This is a genomic window from Actinomyces viscosus (assembly GCF_900637975.1).
GTDB classification, from domain to species: domain Bacteria; phylum Actinomycetota; class Actinomycetes; order Actinomycetales; family Actinomycetaceae; genus Actinomyces; species Actinomyces viscosus.
The window spans coordinates 942532-960547 of the sequence record NZ_LR134477.1; the positions used below are offsets into that span (position 1 = coordinate 942532).

An 18016-nucleotide genomic window follows, 5' to 3' on the forward strand; every position below is an offset into this window, starting at 1 on the left:
TTACTGACATGATCCTTGTTAGCCGCGGTTGGCCGGGAACAGGTGCCCGTCAGCTAGTGCTCAGCGCCGCCGGCGCTTCTCGCGCACGCGTACCCCGATCTGAATCGGCGTTCCGGTGAAGCCGAACTCCTCACGCAGACGGCGCTCGATGAAGCGCCGGTAGCCGGCGTCGAGGAAGCCGGTGGTGAAGATGACGATCCTGGGTGGGGCGACCTGCACCTGGGTGGCGAAGAGGATACGGGGCTGCTTGCCTCCGCGCACCGGGTGCGGGGTCGCGGACTGGAGCTGGCCCAGGAAGCCGTTGAGGCGTCCCGTGGGCACGCGCGTGGTCCACCCCTCCAGGGCCGCGTCGAGAGCACGCACGAGCCGGTTGGTGTGCCAGCCCGTCCGGGCGGCCAGGTTGATGTGGGGGGCCCAGGAGACGTGGGCCAGGTCGTGCTCGACCTCCCACAGGAGCATCTTCTGTCGCTCCTCATCCACCAGGTCCCACTTGTTGTTGACCAGGACCAGGGCGCGTCCGGCGTCAACGACCTGCTGGATGACGCGCACGTCCTGCTCGCTGATCGGCTCGGAGGCGTCCAGGAGGACGACGGCGACCTCGGCCTTGTCGATGGCTCCCTGCGTACGCAGCACCGCGTAGTAGTCGGCTCCTCGCGACTGCTTGACCCGGCGGCGGATCCCGGCGGTGTCGACGAAGACCCACTTGCGCCCGTCGAGCTCGATGATCTCGTCGACCGGATCACGGGTGGTGCCGGCGGTCTCGTTGACGACCACGCGCTCCCTGCCCGCGATGGAGTTCAGCAGGGAGGACTTGCCGACGTTGGGCCGTCCCACAAGGGCGACACGGTGCAGGTCCCCCTCGGGCGCGACGGTGGCCACGGCGGAGACCTCCGGGAGGATCTCCATGACGGCGTCGAGGACCTCACCGCTGCCCCGACCGTGCAGCGCGGAGACGGCGAAGGGCTCGCCCAGCCCCAGGTTCCACAGGGCGGCGGCGTCCCCCTCCTGCGCCGGGGAGTCGACCTTGTTGGCCGCCAGCACCACGGGCTTTCCGCTGCGGCGCAGCATCCGTACCACACGGGCGTCGGTCTCCGTGATGCCGACCTGGGCGTCGACGACGAGCAGGACCGCATCGGCCATCTCGACAGCGACCTCGGCCTGCGTGGCCACGGCGGCGTCGAGGCCGGCCACGTCCACCTCCCAGCCTCCGGTGTCGACGATGGTGAAGCGTCGCCCGGCCCACTCGGCCGGGTAGGAGACCCGGTCGCGGGTGACGCCGGGGGTGTCCTGGACGACGGCCTCGCGGCGCCCCAGGACCCGGTTGACCAGAGTGGACTTGCCCACGTTGGGACGGCCGACGACGGCGAGGACCGGAAGTCCCGCCTCGGTGCGGTCACCGGTCGGAAGGACACCGTCCGCCTCCAGGAGCGCGAGGTCCTCCTCGTCGAGCTCGTAGTCCGCCAGCCCCTCGCGCATGGCCTGGGCCCGCAGGTCCTCCTCGGCGTCACGCTGCGCGGCGGAGTCGGCGGCCTCCTCGACCAGGTCCAGGACCTTCTCAACGGACTGCTCCAAGGTCATCTCCGAGGTGTCGACCAGGGTGACGCCCTCGGGCGCGGTGAGGAACTGGGAGACCGTGGAGTCGTCGCGGTCGCGACGTACCACCTGATCGCGCAGGGCGGCGGCGTCGACCTGCTTGCCGGCGGCCTCCAGGTCCCCGGCCCGCCGCGCCAGACGGGCCTCCTCCGAGGCGGTCACGAGCAGACGGGCGTCGGCGTCAGGGGCGATGACGGTGGTGATGTCGCGTCCCTCGGCGACGATGCCGGCGCCCCCGGAGAAGGAGCCGGTGTGACCGGTCGCCTCGAAGCGGATGATGTCTCGCTGTCGGCGCGCCAGCTCGGCGCGCACCTCGAGGTTGGTGGCGACCTTCGAGACGATGGTGGCGATGTGCGGATCACGGATCGCGGCCGACACGTCGGTACCGTCCACGGTGAAGGTGGGGCGCTCGGGATCCAGCCCCATGTGCAGCGGCATCGCGGTAACGGCCTCGGCGACAGCCGCTTCATCGGCCAGGTCAACGCCCTCGTGCTCGCACCACCAGGCTGCGGCCCGGTACATGGCGCCGGTGTCGAGGTACGCCAGTCCGAGGGTGGCGGCCACGCGCCGCGAGACGGTGGACTTACCCGATCCGCTCGGCCCGTCGATCGCGACGACGATTCCCATGGTGTCCTCCATCGGTGTCCGATTCCGGTCATGAACTGGCCTAAGCGTCCCACACTTCAGCGCCATACCGCGGATCAGGCCCCATGAGTACAGACACAGGCGGTCTCCGCGGACAGATTGAACCGGTTTCAGCCGGCGACGACGCGCCAGCCCTGCGCGTCGAGCGCCTCCTCCAGCCGTTGAGCGGCCGCCGGCAGGACGGAGATGAGCGCGATACCGGCGCTCTGCCCGGCCGAGTGCTCCAGGGAGAAGTCCTCGATGCTGACGCCGGCGGCACCGACGTCGGAGAAGAGCCTGCCCAGCTCACCGACCGCATCGGGCACGAGGACCTGGACCTCTGCGTAGCGGCGCGGCGCCCCGCCGTGCTTGCCGGGGATCCGGGCACGTCCGGTATTTCCCCGGGTCATGACGTCGGTGACGGCACCGACGGCTCCCGGTGCGATGGTGCGCGCCGTACCGGGGGCCGTGTACTCGGGACTGCCGGGCTCGCAGGCGGCCGCCTCGATACCCCTGATCAGCGAGTCAAGGTCATCGCTGATCTGGCGCAGCAGGTCGGCCACGGGTCCGGCGTTGCCCACGATGATGGCCGACCACAGTCGCGGGTCTGAGGCCGCGATCCGGGTGACGTCACGAAGTCCCTGACCGGACAGGGCCAGGGCGCTCTCCCCCAGGCTCTCCAGGCGGGCGGCCACGAGGGAGGCGACGAGCTGGGGCATGTGGGAGACGGCGGCGACGGCGGCATCGTGCTCCGCGGCGCCCATGCGCACCGGGGTGGCTCCTGCGTCGACCGCCAGGTTCCTGATGACCAGCTCGGCCTCGGGTGCCGAGTCCTGGCCGACGACCACCCAGGGGCGCCCGGCGAAGAGGTCGGAGTCGGCGGCACCGGCGCCGGAGCGCTCACGACCCGCCATCGGGTGGGAGCCGACATACCTGCGCGCGTCGGCACCCGCCCGGGCCCTGACCTCGGCGACGACCCGTTCCTTGACCGAGGCGACATCGGTGACCACCGCATGGGGATGGGCCGCCAGCTGTGCGACGACGACGTCAGCGGTGACATCGGGTGGGGTGGCCACGACCACGATCTGCGGCTCGGGGCTGTCCTCGCCGCGGGGCGTGCCCGCACCCATATCGCGCGCCAGGGCCAGGGAGGTGGGTGAGGTGTCCGAGAGCTGGACCTCGACACCCGCCGCTCGCAGCACCAGAGCGAGCGAGGTCCCCAGGAGCCCGGTGCCGACGACAAGCACCGGACCGCTGGTGGACACCGAGGTCAGGGACCCTTTATCTCTCACAGTCCGACCTCCTGCTGCAGCGCCGCGATCTCCTCACTGGTCAGTGCCCTGGTCTCACCGGGGCGCAGGTTGCCCAGCCGCAGCGGTCCGAGCCGTGTGCGCGCCAGGCGTGTCACCGGGTGGCCCACGGCGTCCAGCATGCGCCGCACGATCCGGTTCTTGCCGGAGTGGAGCGTGATCTCGACGATGGAGCCGCGGGGCCCGGAGTCCTTGACGGTGGCCCGGTCCGCCCGGGCCTCGCCGTCCTCGAGCTCGATGCCGCGCCGCAGCTTGCGCGGCACCCAGGGCTCGACCTGCCCCTCGACGATGGCGACGTAGGTCTTGGCGATCTCGAAGCTGGGGTGCATGAGCCGGTGGGCGAGCTCGCCGTCGTTGGACAGCAGGAGCAGCCCCTCGGTCTCGGTATCGAGGCGGCCGACGTGCACCAGACGCAGTGAGTCGGGCAGCTCGGGGTGCTGCGCCAGGTAGTCGCGCCCGTACTGGGCCACGGTGGGGCGGCCGTCGGAGTCCTCCATGGTGGTGACGACACCGGCCGGCTTGTGGAGCATGAGGGTGATGAGCTCGGGGTTGGTGAGGATCCGGCTGCCGTCGACTCGGACCTCCTGGGTCAGTGGATCCACCCGCACGCCCGGTTCGGTGACGGTAACGCCGTCGACACTGACGCGACCATCGGCGATGAGCTGCTCGCAGGCTCGGCGTGAGGCGAGCCCCGCGTGGGCGAGGACCTTCTGCAGACGCTGGCCGGAGGCCACGTGCGGGTCGTCTTCACCGCCCTTGGAGGCACGCTCACGCATGGCGAGCAGGCGGGACTCCTCATCCTCGTCGATGGCCTCGGCATCGAAGGCGGCCAGGTCGGCGGCGTCGGTCTCCTCGTCCAGCTCCTCGAGGTCGTCATCGTCGTAGAACTCCTGGCCACCGAAGTCGCCGTGGAGCACGGAGTCGTTTCTGCTGTGGCGGTTCCTCGGGGTCATGGGGTCCTCCTCGTGGCCATTTCCTCGGCCTGTTCGACGATCTCCCCCAGCGCCTCGACACGAGGCAGGTAGGGGGCCAGGGGCGGCAGGTCGTCCAGGGAGTCGATTCCCAGGTACTCCAGGAACTCTCCCGTGGTCCGGTACAGGATCGCACCGGAGGTCTCTGCCCCGGCCTCCTCGATGAGGCCACGGGCGTGCAGGGTGCGCATGACGCCGTCGACGTTGACGCCTCGGATCGCCGCGACGCGTCCGCGGGTGACCGGCTGCCGGTAGGCGACGACGGCGAGGGTCTCCAGGGCGGCCTGGCTCAGGCGTGCGGTGGCGCCGCCGATGATGAACTGCTCGACGAGGTCGGCGTGCTCAGGCAGGGAGGCGAAGCGCCATCCGCCGGCCGCACGACGCAGAAGGAACCCGTGGGGACGGCTGCCGGGCGCCTCTCCCCTGTACTCGGCGGCCAGGTCCTCGAGCAGATCCTCGGCCTCCCGCTCCTCAAGGCCGAGAGCCTCGGCGATCGCGGCAGTGGTCACCGGCTCGTCGGCCACGATGAGGATCGCCTCAGCGGCGCTGCGCAGCTGCGGCTCGGCGACATCGCTCATGCGAATTCCTCCTCGAGCTCGGTCAGGTCGTCGGAGGCCATCATGCCGGTCAGGTCGTCCTGGCCGCCGCACCAGGTCACGGTGATATCGCCCATGGCCTCGGTCTGCTCCAGCTCGGCGCTGCCCTGCCGGTGAAGGATGAGCAGTGCCAGGAACCGGGCGACGACGACGGCGGTGCGCTCGGCGTCCTCGATGATCTGGGCGAAGGTCAGTACCCCGTGGCGGCGCAGCCTCAGTACGATGAGGCTCAACTGCTCCCCGACCGGGACCCGCTCGTGAAGGTGAACGGTCTGGACTCCCGGATCGGTGGGCCGGGTGAAGGCCCCGACCGCCAGCCGAGTGAGCTCCTCGGGGGTGATGGTGGCCACGAGCCTGGGCAGAAGCGCGGCCAGGTGCGGTTCCAGCGCCACAATGCGGGGATGGCTGCGCGCGGAGGTCTCCGCCTGGTGGCGGAAAGAGGCTGCGGCCTCCTTGAAGGCCCGGTACTGCAGGAGCCGGGCGAAGAGCAGGTCGCGCGCCTCCAGCAGCTCGAGGTCGGGCTCCTCATCATCCTCGTCATGGGGCAGGAGGCGGTGGGCCTTGAGCGCCAGGAGCGTGGAGGCCACGACGATGAACTCCGAGGCCCGTCCCAGGTCCCAGTCGGAGCGCATGTGGGCGATGAAGTCGTCAGTCACCTCCGCCAGCGCCAGCTCGGTGACGTCGAGCCGCTTGCGGGCGATGAGGCTCAGGAGCAGGTCGAAGGGCCCATCGAACTGGGGAAGGGTGACGCTGAAACCGGGCAGCCTGGGCGGGCCCTGATCCTCCGGGTCAGGCGACATCGCCGCGGGCGATGACCTCGCGGGCCAGCCGGCGGTAGGCGTCCGCGCCGGGGTGGGAGGGCGCGTAGCTGGTGATCGGCTCGTTGGCCACGGAGGCGTCCGGGAACTTGATCGTGCGTCGGATGCGCGTGTCGAAGAGCTGCTCGCCGAAGGCCTGCTCGAGCCGCTCGAGCACCTCGCGCGAGTGCAGGGTGCGGGAGTCCACCATGGTGGCCAGGATGCCGTCGATCTCCAGGGTGGCGTTGAGGCGGTCCTTGACCCTTTCAACGGTCTCGACCAGGAGGGCCACTCCTCGCAGCGCGAAGAACTCGGTCTCCAGCGGGATGATGACGCCGTGGGAGGCCGTCAGGGCGTTGATGGTGAGCAGCCCGAGCGAGGGCTGGCAGTCCACGAGGATGACGTCGTACTCGTCAAGGACGGGACGCAGTACCCGTTTGAGGGCCTGCTCGCGGGCGACCTCGTTGACGAGCTGGACCTCAGCGGCGGACAGGTCGATGTTGGCAGGGACGATGTCCAGTCCCTCCACGGTGGTCTCGTGGATGACGGTGCGTATGTCCGGGCGGCTGGCGACGAGCAGGTCGTAGATCGTGGAGTCGAGCTCGTGGGCGTTGATGCCCAGCCCGGCCGAGGCCGCACCCTGGGGGTCGAAGTCGACGATGAGGACCTTACGCCCCAGCTCGGCCAGCGCCGCTCCGAGGTTGATCGTCGTCGTGGTCTTGCCGACACCGCCCTTCTGGTTGCACATGGAGATGACCCGAGCGGGTCCGTGCGACTCCAGCGGCGCGGGAACGGGGAAGTCCTTCTCCTCGCTCTCTTCGGTGCCGGGGTTGTCGATCAGGCCTGGCTGGATGGAGTCATTCACGTCCTCCAGCCTAGTCGAAAGCCGACCGACCTCGCCCAGTTCAGACGGGACACGCCAGAGAACGGCCCAGGCAACGCTCCGCTTTCAGGCAGGGCTCCGGCCGCACTCAGGCTTCCCTCACCGGGGGCCGGGGCGAGGGGCGGACCAACCCGTGCCCGGGACTCAGGCCAGCGCCCGCGGATGGCTGGTGGCGTAGACCTCCCGCAGGTGATCGACTGTGACCTTCGTGTAGATCTGGGTGGTGGTGACGGAGGCGTGTCCGAGCATCTCCTGGACGACACGCACGTCCGCTCCTCCCGCCAGCAGATGGGTGGCGAAGGAGTGACGCAGCGTGTGGGGAGAGATGTGGCGCTCGTCGGAGGCTCCTGCCTCGGTGAGCCCGGCCCGTTCGGCAGCCTGCTGCAGGACCGCCCAGGCACTCTGCCGGCTCAGGGGCCGCCCCAGGGTGTTGAGGAAGACCTGCGGCACTCCCCTGCCCTTCTCCGCCAGGACCGGCCGGCCTCGTACCAGGTAGGCGTCCAGCGCCTCCCAGGCATAGGTCCCCATGGGCACGACGCGCTCCTTGCGTCCCTTGCCGAACAGTCGCAGCAGCCGGGAATCGGCGTCGAGGTCGTCGACGACGAGCCCGACCGCCTCGGAGATGCGGGCACCGGTGGCGTAGAGAACCTCCAGCAGCGCCCGGTCCCGCAGACTCACCGGGGAGTCGTCGATGCCGGCGGCCTCAAGAAGGCTACGGACCTCCTCGATGCTCAGCGCCTTGGGAAGCCGCCGCCCGGGCTGGGGCGGGCGCACCGTGGCCGAGGGGTCCTGCGCGATGGTGCCCTCAGCCAGGAGGAACTTGTGCCAGCCACGTACGGCGGTGACGGTTCTGGAGGCGGACGACGACGCCAACGGCCGAGAGCCGTCGGCTCCGGTGCGCAGCACCTCGAGGAAGCCGGCCACGTCGTTGCGGCTCACCTCCTGCGGGTCCACGATGCCCCGGTTTCTCAGGTAGCGCAGGTACCGGCCGAGGTCGCGTTCGTAGGCGCTCAGGGTGTGGGGGCTCAGCCCGCGCTCGACGCGCAGGTGGGCGAGGTAACCGCGTAGCGTCCGGTCCAGGGCGTCGCCACGCGGATCATGGGCGGTACCGACGGCAGGGGCCGCCGTCCTCGAGGTGTTCGTCGCGACCAGCCGGCGCTCAGCCGAGCTTGGCGACCAGGCCGAGCCCGACGATCGTGATCGTCCAGGTGATGGCCACGGCCACCGTGATGCGGTCGAGGTTGCGCTCGGCGACTCCGGAGGATCCGGCCGAGGAGGAGATGCCGCCTCCGAACATGTCCGACAGGCCTCCTCCCTTGCCCTTGTGCAGGAGGATCGACATGATGAGGAAGAAGCTCGAGAGGACGAGCAGCACCTGAAGGACGATACGCACCACGTTCACGCCGCGCTCCCTTCGTCGTTGGTTTCGTCTTGCTGTGGGGGCGTTACGCTCCGGTTGGGGTCCGGCGCGGTTCCCGACGGGGCCTAGGCCCCCACCTGTCCGCTCGGCAGTCTACCTGCAACACGCCGGGTCCTGGACACCTCGTCGTGTGAGGTGTCCAGGACCCGGTGACGCTGCGCAGGCTGCTCAGGCGTAGAAGCCCGCCATGGCCGCGAAGGAGTCGGCCTTGAGGGAGGCTCCACCGACCAGGGCGCCGTCGACGTCGGGCTGGGCCATGAGCTCCTTGATGTTGCCGGGCTTGGCCGAGCCGCCGTAGAGGATGCGGGTGGCGTCGGCGGTGGCGTCGCCGTAGTCGGCGCGCAGGGCCTCTCGGATCGCCCCGCACACCTCCTGGGCGTCCTCGGCGGTGGCGGTCTCGCCGGTGCCGATGGCCCAGATGGGCTCGTAGGCGATGACGATCTTGGCGACGTCCTCTCCGCTCCACCCCTCGAGGGCGGCGCGGATCTGGCCCAGGACGAACTCGACGTGGGTGCCGGCCTTGCGGATCTCCAGCGCCTCGCCGCAGCACAGGATGGGGGTCATGCCAGCGTCGAGCACCTTGCGGGCCTTGGCGCCCACGAGGGCGTCGGACTCGCCGTGGTACTCGCGACGCTCGGAGTGGCCCATGACCACGTAGCTGCAGCCGAGCTTGGTGAGCATCTCGGTGGAAACCTCACCGGTGTAGGCGCCGTTGTCGTGGGTGGAGACGTCCTGGGCGCCGTACTTGATGCTCAGGGAGTCGGCCTCGACGACGGTCTGCACGGTGCGGATGTCCGTGAACGGCGGGATCACGAGGACCTCGCACTTGGCGTAGTCGTGGTCGTGGTCCTTGAGCTCCATGGTCAGGCCCTGGACGAGGTGGTTGGCCTCGAGGTGGTCGAGGTTCATCTTCCAGTTGCCCGCCATGAGCGGGGTGCGGTTGCTCATCTAGGTTGCCTTCCTTCAGTCTTCGAGCACTGCGATACCCGGCAGGGTCTTGCCCTCGAGGAGCTCGAGGGAGGCGCCGCCACCGGTGGAGATGTGGGAGAACGTGGCCTCGTCGAAGCCGAGCGTGCGCACGGCCGCGGCGGAGTCGCCGCCACCGATGACGGAGAAGGCGTCGGACTCGGAGATCGCCTTGGCGACGGCCTTGGTGCCCTCGGCGAAGGCCGGGAACTCGAAGACGCCCATGGGGCCGTTCCACACCACGGTCTTGGAGGTGGCGATGGCGTCGGCGAAGAGCTCTCGCGTCTTGGGACCGATGTCCAGGCCCATCTGGTCGGCGGGCAGCTCGTCGGAGGGCACGACGGTGGCCGGGGCGTCCGGGGCGAAGGTGGGAGCCACGACGGTGTCGACGGGCAGGAGGAGCTCGACGCCATTGGCCTTGGCCGTCTCCAGGTAGCCCTTGACGGTCTCGATCTGGTCCTTCTCCAGCAGGGAGGTGCCCACCTCGTGGCCCTGAGCGGCCAGGAAGGTGTAGGCCATGCCACCACCGATGAGGAGGCGGTCCGCCTTGCTCAGCAGGTTGGAGATGACGCCCAGCTTGTCCGAGACCTTGGAGCCCCCGAGCACCACGGTGTAAGGGCGCTCGGGGTCGTTGACGGCGCGTCCCAGGGACTCGATCTCCTTAAGAACGAGCAGGCCGGCGGCCGAGGGCAGCAGCTTGGCGACGTCGTAGACGGAGGCCTGCTTGCGGTGCACGACTCCGAAGCCGTCGGAGACGAAGACGTCGGCCAGGGCGGCGAGCTCGGCGGCGAAGGCCTCGCGCTCGGCGTCGTCCTTGGAGGTCTCGGCGGCGTTGAAGCGCACGTTCTCCAGCAGGACGATCTCGCCGTCGCCGGCGGCGGCGACGGCGGCCTTGGCGGACTCGCCGACGGTGTCCTCGGCGAGAGTCACCTTGGCGCCGGTGACCTCGGCGAGGCGCTTGGCGACGGGCGCCAGGGAGTAGTCGGGGTCGACCTGGCCCTTGGGGCGGCCCAGGTGGGCGGTGATGATCACCTTGGCGCCGGCGTCGAGCAGAGCTCGCAGGGTGGGCAGAGCGGCCTGGATACGGCCGTCGTCGGTGATGTTCTTGTCGTCGTCCAGCGGCACGTTGAAGTCGGAGCGGACCAGGACTCGCTTGCCCTTGAGGTCGCCCAGGGACTCGATGGTCTTCATAAAGCCTCTCATCGGTTGTGGGTGGAAGGTGTGGGATCTGACGGACGGCGCCCGCGCACGCATAGCGTGGCGCGGGCGCCGTCTTCTAGAGAGTCATGCTCTCGGTCTGGTCTCAGGCGAGCTTGGAGCCGACCAGGGCGGTCAGGCGGACCAGGGCGTTGGAGTAGCCCCACTCGTTGTCGTACCAGGAGAGGACCTTGACGAGGTTGCCGATGACCTTGGTCTCGGTGGCGTCGAAGATCGAGGTGTGCGGGTTGCCCACGATGTCGGTGGAGACGATCGGGTCCTCGGTGTACTCGAGAACGCCCTTGAGCTCACCCTCGGCGGCGGCCTTGACGGCGGCCTTGACGGCGTCGACGGAGACCTCCTTCTCGGCGATGAAGGTCAGGTCGGTCAGCGAGCCGGTCGGGGTGGGGACGCGCACGGCCAGACCGTCGAACTTGCCCTTGAGGGCGGGCAGGACGAGGGCCACGGCCTGGGCGGCACCGGTCTTGGTGGGGATCATGTTCAGCGCGGCGGCGCGAGCACGGCGCAGGTCGCTGTGCGGGGCGTCGAGGACGCGCTGGTCACCCGTGTAGGAGTGGATGGTGGTCATGATGCCGCGCTCGATGCCGAAGTTCTCGTGGAGGACCTTGGCCAGGGGGGCGAGGCAGTTGGTGGTGCACGAGGCGTTGGACACGATGTTCATCGTGGCGTTGTCGTAGTCGTCCTCGTTCACACCCATGACGAAGGTGCCGTCGACGTTCTTGGCGGGAGCGGAGATGACGACCTTCTTGGCGCCACCGTCGAGGTGGGCCTTGGCCTTCTCGCCGTCGGTGAAGAAGCCGGTGGACTCCACGACGACCTCAACACCCAGGTCGCCCCAGGGCAGGTCGGCGGGGTTGCGCTGAGCGAGCACCTTGATGTGCTTGCCGTTGACGGTGATGCCATCCTCGTCGTAGGAGACCTCGCCGTTGAAACGACCGAGGATCGAGTCGTACTTGAGCAGGTGGGCCAGGGTCTTGTTGTCCGTCAGGTCGTTGACGGCGACAACCTCGATGTCGGCGCCCTGCTCGAGGGCGGCGCGGAAGAAGTTGCGGCCGATCCGGCCGAAGCCGTTAATACCAACGCGGGTGGTCACTTTGTGTCCTCCTAGTGCGCCGGTAGCGGCGCACGGTTGCTGGGCTCTTCTCACACACAGCGTGTGCTCCGGAACATCTTCAGCTCACATCCGATTCAGCTCCGGCACGGCCGAGTCTAGCCATACTGGGCAGCCGCTGGGAGTCGCCGGCCACGCCACGGGCGAACACTGTGACGCAGAAACCAGCCTCTGCGGGTTCTATGACCATCGATTGCCTCCGGAGCCAGGACCGAGGTCCCACCTGGGCTCAGGGCTCGAGCATCTCCTGAGTGAGAACCGACTCGGTGTCAGGGATGCCCAGCTCGTGCGCCTGCTTGTCCGCCATGGCCAGGAGCCGGCGGATCCGTCCGGCGACGGCGTCCTTGGTCAGCTGCGGGTCGGAGAGCTGGCCGAGCTCCTCCAGGGAGGCCTGCTTGTGCGCGATGCGCAGCTTGCCGGCCTGGAGCAGGTGGGCGGGGACGTCGTCCCCCAGGATCTCGAAGGCGCGCTCGACCCGGGCCCCCGAGGCCACGGCGGCGCGGGCGGAACGGCGCAGGTTCGCGTCGTCGAAGTTGGCCAGGCGGTTGGCTGTGCCTCGTGACTCCCTCCGGGAGCGGCGCTCAGCCCACACCTTGAAGGCCTCCGGCGCACCCATCCGCTCCAGGAGGATGCCGATGGCCTCGCCGTCGCGCACGACGACGCGGTCGGCCCCGCGCACCTCGCGGGCCTTGGCCGAGATGTCGAAGCGCCGCGCGGCTCCCACAAGGGCCAGTGCGGCCTCGGAACCGGGACACGTGACCTCCAGGGAGGAGGACCGGCCGGGCTCGGTCAGCGAGCCGCGGGCGAGGAAGGCTCCGCGCCAGGCGGCAGCGGCAGCGTTGCGTCCGCCCTGGACGACGGCGACCGGCATGCCACGCACCGGCCGGCCCCGGTCGTCGACCAGCCCGGAGAGGCGGGCCAGGTCCTTGCCCCGCTGGGTCACTCGCAGCACGTAACGAGACCCCCGGTGCAGGGAGCCGCCCTGGACGACCATGACCTCGGGCTCCATCCCGTAGAGCTCCTTGAGGTGCTGGTGCAGCCTGCGTACGGCCCCGCCGTGGTCGAGCTCGGCCTCGACGACGATGCGTCCGGAGACGATGTGCAGCCCCCCGGCGAAGCGCAGCATCGCGGAGACCTCTGCCCGCCGCTGGGCGGCGTTCTCGGTGACGACGAGCGCGAGCTCATCCTTGACGGTGACCGTCAGCGACATGGGTGGGCTCCTCGTGGTTGGTGGTCGTCGGGGGTCATGGCCGGCATGGTCGGTATGGTCGGTATGGTCGGTGCGGACGGGGTGATCGGCCCTGCTGGTGTCGCTCAGGTCTAGTCGGTGCGTCACTCACAGGGACACGGACCGGGCGGCAGCCGGAGCAGGTGAGACGAAAAAGCAATGTGAGGCGGCGCCCCGCAGGGTGCATCTAGGAAAATTCCTAGCCGTGGCACCCTGCAGCTGGCTGGGCGGGGCCGCGGAGAATTATGAACGATGGTGAGCGGCAGGACTCGTCAATGAGTCCAGTGTCACGTTCTGCCATGATCCACCGCAATCCTTACTGACCTTACTGACTGGCCGGTACAGCAGCACGGCTGGTGCGGCTGTCCATCACTGCAGCCGGTTCCGTCAGGGCTGCGCCTTGTCGTCGACGTCCCCCAGCGCCCCCTCGAAGGCGTCCCGGAAGGCGGCGGCCAGGCGCAGCGGGTCGTGATGGCACAGGGCCTCGCCGGTACGCACCTGCCGCAGGACGACGGTGGCCCCCATGGCTGAGGCCACCGACTCGAGATCGACGACGTCCGCAACGGTCGAGGGGTCGGCCAGAACCACGTCCAGGCGCAGATCGGGTGCGTACTGGCGCAGCACCCTCAGGTGGTCGGCGCTGGTCATTCCGTCAGTCTCGCCCTGCTGAGCGGAGAGGTTGAGGACCACGACCTTGCGAGCCGAGGTGCTCACCAGAGCCTGACGCATGGAGGGGAGGATGAGGTGAGGAAGCACCGAGGTGTACCAGGAGCCGGGCCCCAGCACCACCCAGTCCGCCTCATCGATGGCGCGCAGGGCCTCGGGGTGGGCGTCGGCGTCCTCGGGAACGATCCCCACGTTCTCCAGGCGTCCTCGGGCTGAGGCCACCGCCACCTGACCGCTGACTCTGCGGCTGGTCCCGCCGGAGACGATGTCCGCCTCGATGACCAGGGGCGAGGAGGACATGGGCACGACCCGGCCGTGGATCGTCAGCAGGCGCCCCACCCAGTCGAGTCCGGCGACGTCGTCCCCGAGCAGCTGCCACAGCGCCAGGATGAGCAGGTTCCCCAGGGCGTGGTTGTCGAGCTCGCCCTGGCCCTCGAAACGGTGCTGGAGCACATCGCGCCAGGTCAGCCCCCACTCGGAGTCCTCGCACAGGGAGGCCAGCGCCATCCGCAGGTCCCCCGGCGGCAGACAGTCGAACTCTCGGCGCAGGCGCCCCGATGAGCCGCCGTCGTCGGCGACGGTGACGACGGCGGTGAGCCGGTGACTGACATGGCGCAGCGCCCGCAGCGTGGCGGACAGGCCGTGCCCGCCTCCCAGAGCGACGACGGCCGGCCCCTCCTCACCGCGGCGGGGCCACCCCGCCACATCGATCGTCGTTCCCACTGTCTACTCCCGTCCCAGGTCACGGTGCTGGACAACGACCTCGAAGCCGGCTCTGCGCAGCCTGGCCCCGAGCCTCTCCGCCGAGGCCACGGAGCGGTGCTTGCCTCCGGTGCAGCCCACGGCCAGGGTAACGTGAGGCTTGAGCTCGTCAACGTACTGCGGGAGCGCGGGAATGAGCAGGTCCGCGTAGCCGTCGACGAAGGCTGCCGCCCCCTTCTGGGCGAAGACGTAGTCGGCCACAGGGGAGTCTCGGCCGGTGAGGTGTCGCAGCTCGGAGACCCAGTAGGGGTTGGGGATGAAGCGCACGTCCAGGACATGGTCGGCGTCCAGGGGAATGCCGTACTTGAACCCGAAGGACATGACATTGATGCGCAGCGCCAGGTCGGACTCGTGGGCCACGAGCTCGCGCACCCGACGGGCCAGGTCGTGCACGGAGTAGTTGGAGGTGTCGATGACGATGTCGGCCACGCCCCGCAGCCCCCCGAGGAGAGTGCGCTCGTGCTCGATACCGTCGAGGACGGAGCCGTTGCCCTGCAACGGGTGGGGGCGGCGTGAGGACTCGAAGCGCCTGACCAGGACCGCGTCGGAGGCGTCCAGGAAGATGAGTCGCACGTCGGTACCGTTGTCCCGGACCTTGCGCAGGTAGTCCATGAAGTGGGAGAAGAACTCGCGGCTGCGCACGTCGACCACCGCAGCCAGCCGGTGCACACCGGCGCCGACCGTCGTCATCATGCCGGACAGGGCCGGCAGCAGCTGGGGCGGCAGATTGTCCACCACGTACCAGTCAAGGTCCTCCAGGGCGTTGGCCGCGCGCGAGCGCCCGGCCCCGGACATACCCGTGACAATGATCATCTCGGGCCGCTCGGCGGGCGGGACCGGCGGAGTGGCCTCATCGAGGGCGGGGATCTCGATGGGAACCGTGTCCTGAAGCCGCTTGCGCTTACCGGAGGAGGGCTGGGGGCGGCGCTCGTCATCCATGGTCCAAGCATCGCACGTCCGGATGGGCCTACCCATCGCCGACGCCGGTTTACCGGTAGCGTTTCACCGTTGCCCGTACTCGCTGTCGCCGATTCCCGGCACCAGACGCCAGGAGGCCTTATGAGCCCCTCCCCCATGTCCGACCAGAGCGCCCAGCCATCACCTTCCGAGTTCCAGCCGACGCCCGTCCCCCGGTCTGACGCCCCGGTCCTGGGCACGCCCTGGACCCGCAGCGCGACGAAGGTGGCACTGCTGGGTGCCGGCGAGATCGGCAAGGAGGTGACGATCGCGCTCAGCCGCCTGGGCGTGGAGGTCACGGCCATTGACCGCTACGACGGGGCTCCGGCCCAGCAGGTGGCCCACAACGCCCTGACGGTGGACATGAGCGACCCCGAGGCGTTGACGGCCGCCATCCGCTCCAGCGGCGCCGCGATCGTCGTCCCCGAGATCGAGGCCCTGGCCACCGATGCCCTGGTCGCCCTGGAGCAGGCTGGCGAGGTGCGGGTGGTGCCGACGGCCCGTGCGGCGCAGCTGACGATGAACCGCGAGGGGATCCGCCGTCTGGCGGCCGAGGAGCTGGGGCTGCCGACCAGCCCCTACGCCTTCGCCTCCGGTCCGGAGGAGCTGGCGGCAGGAGCCCGGCAGGTGGGCTTCCCGTGCGTGGTCAAGCCGGTCATGTCGTCGTCGGGCCATGGCCAGTCGGTGGTGCGCGGTCCGCAGGACCTGGAGGCGGCATGGCGCTACGCGGCCGCCGACGGACGGGTCGACCGGGGGCGGGTCATCGTGGAGGGCCTCGTCCGCTTCGACACCGAGATCACCCTGCTCACGGTGCGCTCGCGCGACCCACGGACCGGCCAGACGGTGACGAGCTTCTGCGAGCCGATCGGGCACCGTCAGGTCGACGGCGACTACGTGGAGTCCTGGCAGCCGCAGCGTCTCAGCCCGGTGGCCCTGGAGCGGGCGCGTGAGGTGGCCCGGTCCGTCACCACCGCACTGGGCGGCTGGGGGCTGTTCGGGGTCGAGCTGTTCATCTGCGGGGAGGAGGTCCTCTTCTCCGAGGTCTCTCCGCGGCCCCACGACACCGGGCTGGTGACGCTCGCGAGCCAGCGCCTGAGCGAGTTCGAGCTGCACGCTCGAGCCCTGCTGGGGCTGCCCGTGGACACCTCGCTGCGCTCCCCCGGCGCCTCGGTGACGATCAAGGCCGCGGGCGATTCCGCGCCCGGTGAGGGCGTGAGCTTCGCGGGTCTTGACGAGGCACTCGTGCAGGACGGCGTGGATCTGCGGCTGTTCGGCAAGCCCGAGGCCCATGCCGGCCGGCGCCTGGGCGTCGTGGTGGCCTACGGCGACGACGTCTCGATGGCCCAAGACCGGGCGCGGGCAGCGGCCCGGGCGATCCGTCCCAGCGTCTGAGGCGGGCGCCCGGGCCGGGTTGCCGGGCCTCAGTCCTGCGTCTGAGGCACCAGGACAGCGCCGTTGGAGGCGATGACGTCGCGGTACCAGCCGAAGGACTTCTTGCGGTAGCGGGTCTGGGTGCCGTGTCCGTCGTCGTCGCGGTCCACGTAGATGAAGCCGTAGCGCTTGGACATCTGGGCGGTGGAGGCAGAGACCAGGTCGATGCATCCCCAGGAGGTGTAGCCCAGGACCTCGACGCCGTCGGCGATGGCCTCGGCGACCTGGACGAGGTGATCATTCATGTAGGCGATGCGGTAGTCGTCCTCGACGGTAGGGCCGTCGGGCCCCTCGACGAGGACGTCCTTGGCGCCCAGACCGTTCTCGACGATGAACAGGGGCTTGCCCCAGCGGTCCCAGTAGTCGCCCAGGATGGTGCGCAGGCCCTGAGGGTCGATCTGCCACCCCCACTCGGAGGCCTCAAGGGTGGGGTTGGGCACGCCGCCCATGAGGTTGCCCTGACCGGCTTGGACCTCCTGGGTGACGGTCTCGCACACGGACATGTAGTAGGAGAAGGAGACGAAGTCGACGGTGTTCTCGCGCAGCAGCCTGCGGTCCTCCTCGGTGATCTCCAGCTCGATGCCCTTGTCGCGCAGTGCGCGCATCAGGTAGCCGGGGTATTCGCCGCGCACATGGAGGTCCCCGAAGGCGTAGTTGGCGCGCTCGGCCTGCTTGGCGGCCCACACGTCCCGGGGGTCGGGAGTGAGTGGGTAGGTGGGCACGGCCAGGATCATGCAGCCGACCTGGATGTCGGGGTTGACCTCATGAGCGATCCTGGTGGCGGCCGCTGAGGCGACGAGCTCGTGGTGGATGGCCTGGTAGAGGTCCTGCTCGCTGAGCTCGGCCTTGGGGGTGGCGATGCCGCCGGACAGGAAGGGCTGGTGGAGCACGGAGTTGATCTCGTTAAAGGTCAGCCAGTACCTCACCCGATCGCCGTAGCGCTCGAACAGGGTGCGGGCGTAGCGCTCGAAGAACCCGATCATGCGCCGGTCGGTCCAGCCGTCGTAGGTGCGGGCCAGGTGCAGTGGGGTCTCGTAGTGGCTGATGGTGACCAGTGGCTCGATCCCGTGCTTCTCGAGCTCGTCGAGGACGCGGTCGTAGAAGGCCAGTCCCTCCTCGTTGGGCTCGGTCTCGTCGCCGAGCGGGAAGATGCGGCTCCAGGCGATGGAGAAGCGGAACACCTTGAAGCCCATCTCCGCGAACAGCGCGATGTCCTCGGCGTAGCGGTGGTAGAAGTCGATCGCCTCGAGCTTGAGGTTGTCCGGTGTGGGAGCCTCGGTGGGAGGGGCCATGATGCCTCGGGGCATGACGTCCTGGACGGACAGGCCCTTGCCGCCCTCGTTGTAGGCGCCCTCGATCTGGTTGGCGGCGGTGGCCCCTCCCCACAGGAAGCCGTCGGGGAAGCGGTGGGTGGTCTCGGGAGTCGTGGGTGCGGCGGTCATGTGCCTGTCTCCTGTCTTGTGCTGTTGTCTTATGCTGTCTT

16 protein-coding genes are annotated in these 18016 nt (G+C 69.5%); 1 reads left to right on the top strand and 15 read right to left on the bottom strand.

What is annotated here, in order from left to right; translation table 11 throughout:
- Window positions 1–60: 60 nt before the first annotated feature.
- The 14 genes from der to rapZ form a co-directional block, all read right to left on the bottom strand.
- On the bottom strand, window positions 61–2220 hold the full coding sequence (der, locus tag EL340_RS04130) for a bifunctional cytidylate kinase/GTPase Der (protein ID WP_126413567.1): 2160 nt from the start codon (window positions 2218–2220) through the stop codon (window positions 61–63).
- A gap of 128 nt (window positions 2221–2348) precedes the next feature.
- Complete coding sequence (locus EL340_RS04135; protein ID WP_126413568.1) at window positions 2349–3509, bottom strand: prephenate dehydrogenase; 1161 nt, start codon at window positions 3507–3509, stop codon at window positions 2349–2351.
- Entirely contained in the window at window positions 3506–4480 is a 975-nt protein-coding gene (locus tag EL340_RS04140) for a pseudouridine synthase (protein WP_126413569.1), read from the bottom strand. Before EL340_RS04140 ends, EL340_RS04135 begins: the two co-directional genes overlap by 4 nt.
- The gene (scpB, locus tag EL340_RS04145; protein WP_126413570.1) at window positions 4477–5076 is read right to left on the bottom strand and encodes an SMC-Scp complex subunit ScpB; all 600 of its coding nucleotides are present in this window, start codon (window positions 5074–5076) and stop codon (window positions 4477–4479) included. Before scpB ends, EL340_RS04140 begins: the two co-directional genes overlap by 4 nt.
- Entirely contained in the window at window positions 5073–5894 is an 822-nt protein-coding gene (locus EL340_RS04150; protein ID WP_126413571.1) for a segregation and condensation protein A, read from the bottom strand. The genes scpB and EL340_RS04150 overlap by 4 nt, the downstream gene beginning before the upstream one ends.
- Entirely contained in the window at window positions 5884–6756 is an 873-nt protein-coding gene (locus EL340_RS04155; RefSeq protein ID WP_003784854.1) for a ParA family protein, read from the bottom strand. The genes EL340_RS04150 and EL340_RS04155 overlap by 11 nt, the downstream gene beginning before the upstream one ends.
- Window positions 6757–6918: 162 nt before the next feature.
- Entirely contained in the window at window positions 6919–7854 is a 936-nt protein-coding gene (xerD, locus tag EL340_RS04160; protein WP_197722384.1) for a site-specific tyrosine recombinase XerD, read from the bottom strand.
- Window positions 7855–7933: 79 nt separating this feature from the next.
- Window positions 7934–8176, bottom strand: coding sequence for a preprotein translocase subunit SecG (gene secG / locus EL340_RS04165; RefSeq protein WP_003784896.1), 243 nt, complete (start codon window positions 8174–8176; stop codon window positions 7934–7936).
- Window positions 8177–8362: 186 nt separating this feature from the next.
- Complete coding sequence (tpiA, locus tag EL340_RS04170; protein WP_126413573.1) at window positions 8363–9142, bottom strand: triose-phosphate isomerase; 780 nt, start codon at window positions 9140–9142, stop codon at window positions 8363–8365.
- 15 nt (window positions 9143–9157) lie between these two features.
- Window positions 9158–10351 (bottom strand): phosphoglycerate kinase, encoded by a 1194-nt coding sequence (locus tag EL340_RS04175; RefSeq protein WP_126413574.1) that lies wholly within the window; start codon window positions 10349–10351, stop codon window positions 9158–9160.
- Window positions 10352–10463: 112 nt separating this feature from the next.
- Window positions 10464–11471 (bottom strand): type I glyceraldehyde-3-phosphate dehydrogenase, encoded by a 1008-nt coding sequence (gene gap, locus EL340_RS04180; protein ID WP_126413575.1) that lies wholly within the window; start codon window positions 11469–11471, stop codon window positions 10464–10466.
- A gap of 247 nt (window positions 11472–11718) precedes the next feature.
- Window positions 11719–12699 carry a DNA-binding protein WhiA gene (gene whiA / locus EL340_RS04185; protein ID WP_126413576.1) on the bottom strand — a complete coding sequence of 327 codons (981 nt, stop codon included), beginning with the start codon at window positions 12697–12699 and terminating at the stop codon, window positions 11719–11721.
- A 405-nt stretch (window positions 12700–13104) separates the two neighbouring features.
- Window positions 13105–14106, bottom strand: a complete 1002-nt coding sequence (locus tag EL340_RS04190) for a gluconeogenesis factor YvcK family protein (protein WP_126413577.1) — start codon at window positions 14104–14106, stop codon at window positions 13105–13107.
- A gap of 3 nt (window positions 14107–14109) precedes the next feature.
- Window positions 14110–15084 carry an RNase adapter RapZ gene (rapZ, locus tag EL340_RS04195; RefSeq protein WP_126413578.1) on the bottom strand — a complete coding sequence of 325 codons (975 nt, stop codon included), beginning with the start codon at window positions 15082–15084 and terminating at the stop codon, window positions 14110–14112.
- A 120-nt stretch (window positions 15085–15204) separates the two neighbouring features.
- Between rapZ and purT the strand changes: the two genes are divergently transcribed.
- Complete coding sequence (purT, locus tag EL340_RS04200; protein ID WP_126413579.1) at window positions 15205–16494, top strand: formate-dependent phosphoribosylglycinamide formyltransferase; 1290 nt, start codon at window positions 15205–15207, stop codon at window positions 16492–16494.
- A 29-nt stretch (window positions 16495–16523) separates the two neighbouring features.
- Here purT and EL340_RS04205 read toward each other — a convergent pair whose 3' ends face one another.
- Window positions 16524–17975, bottom strand: coding sequence for a glycoside hydrolase family 1 protein (locus EL340_RS04205; RefSeq protein ID WP_126413580.1), 1452 nt, complete (start codon window positions 17973–17975; stop codon window positions 16524–16526).
- Window positions 17976–18016: the final 41 nt, after the last annotated feature.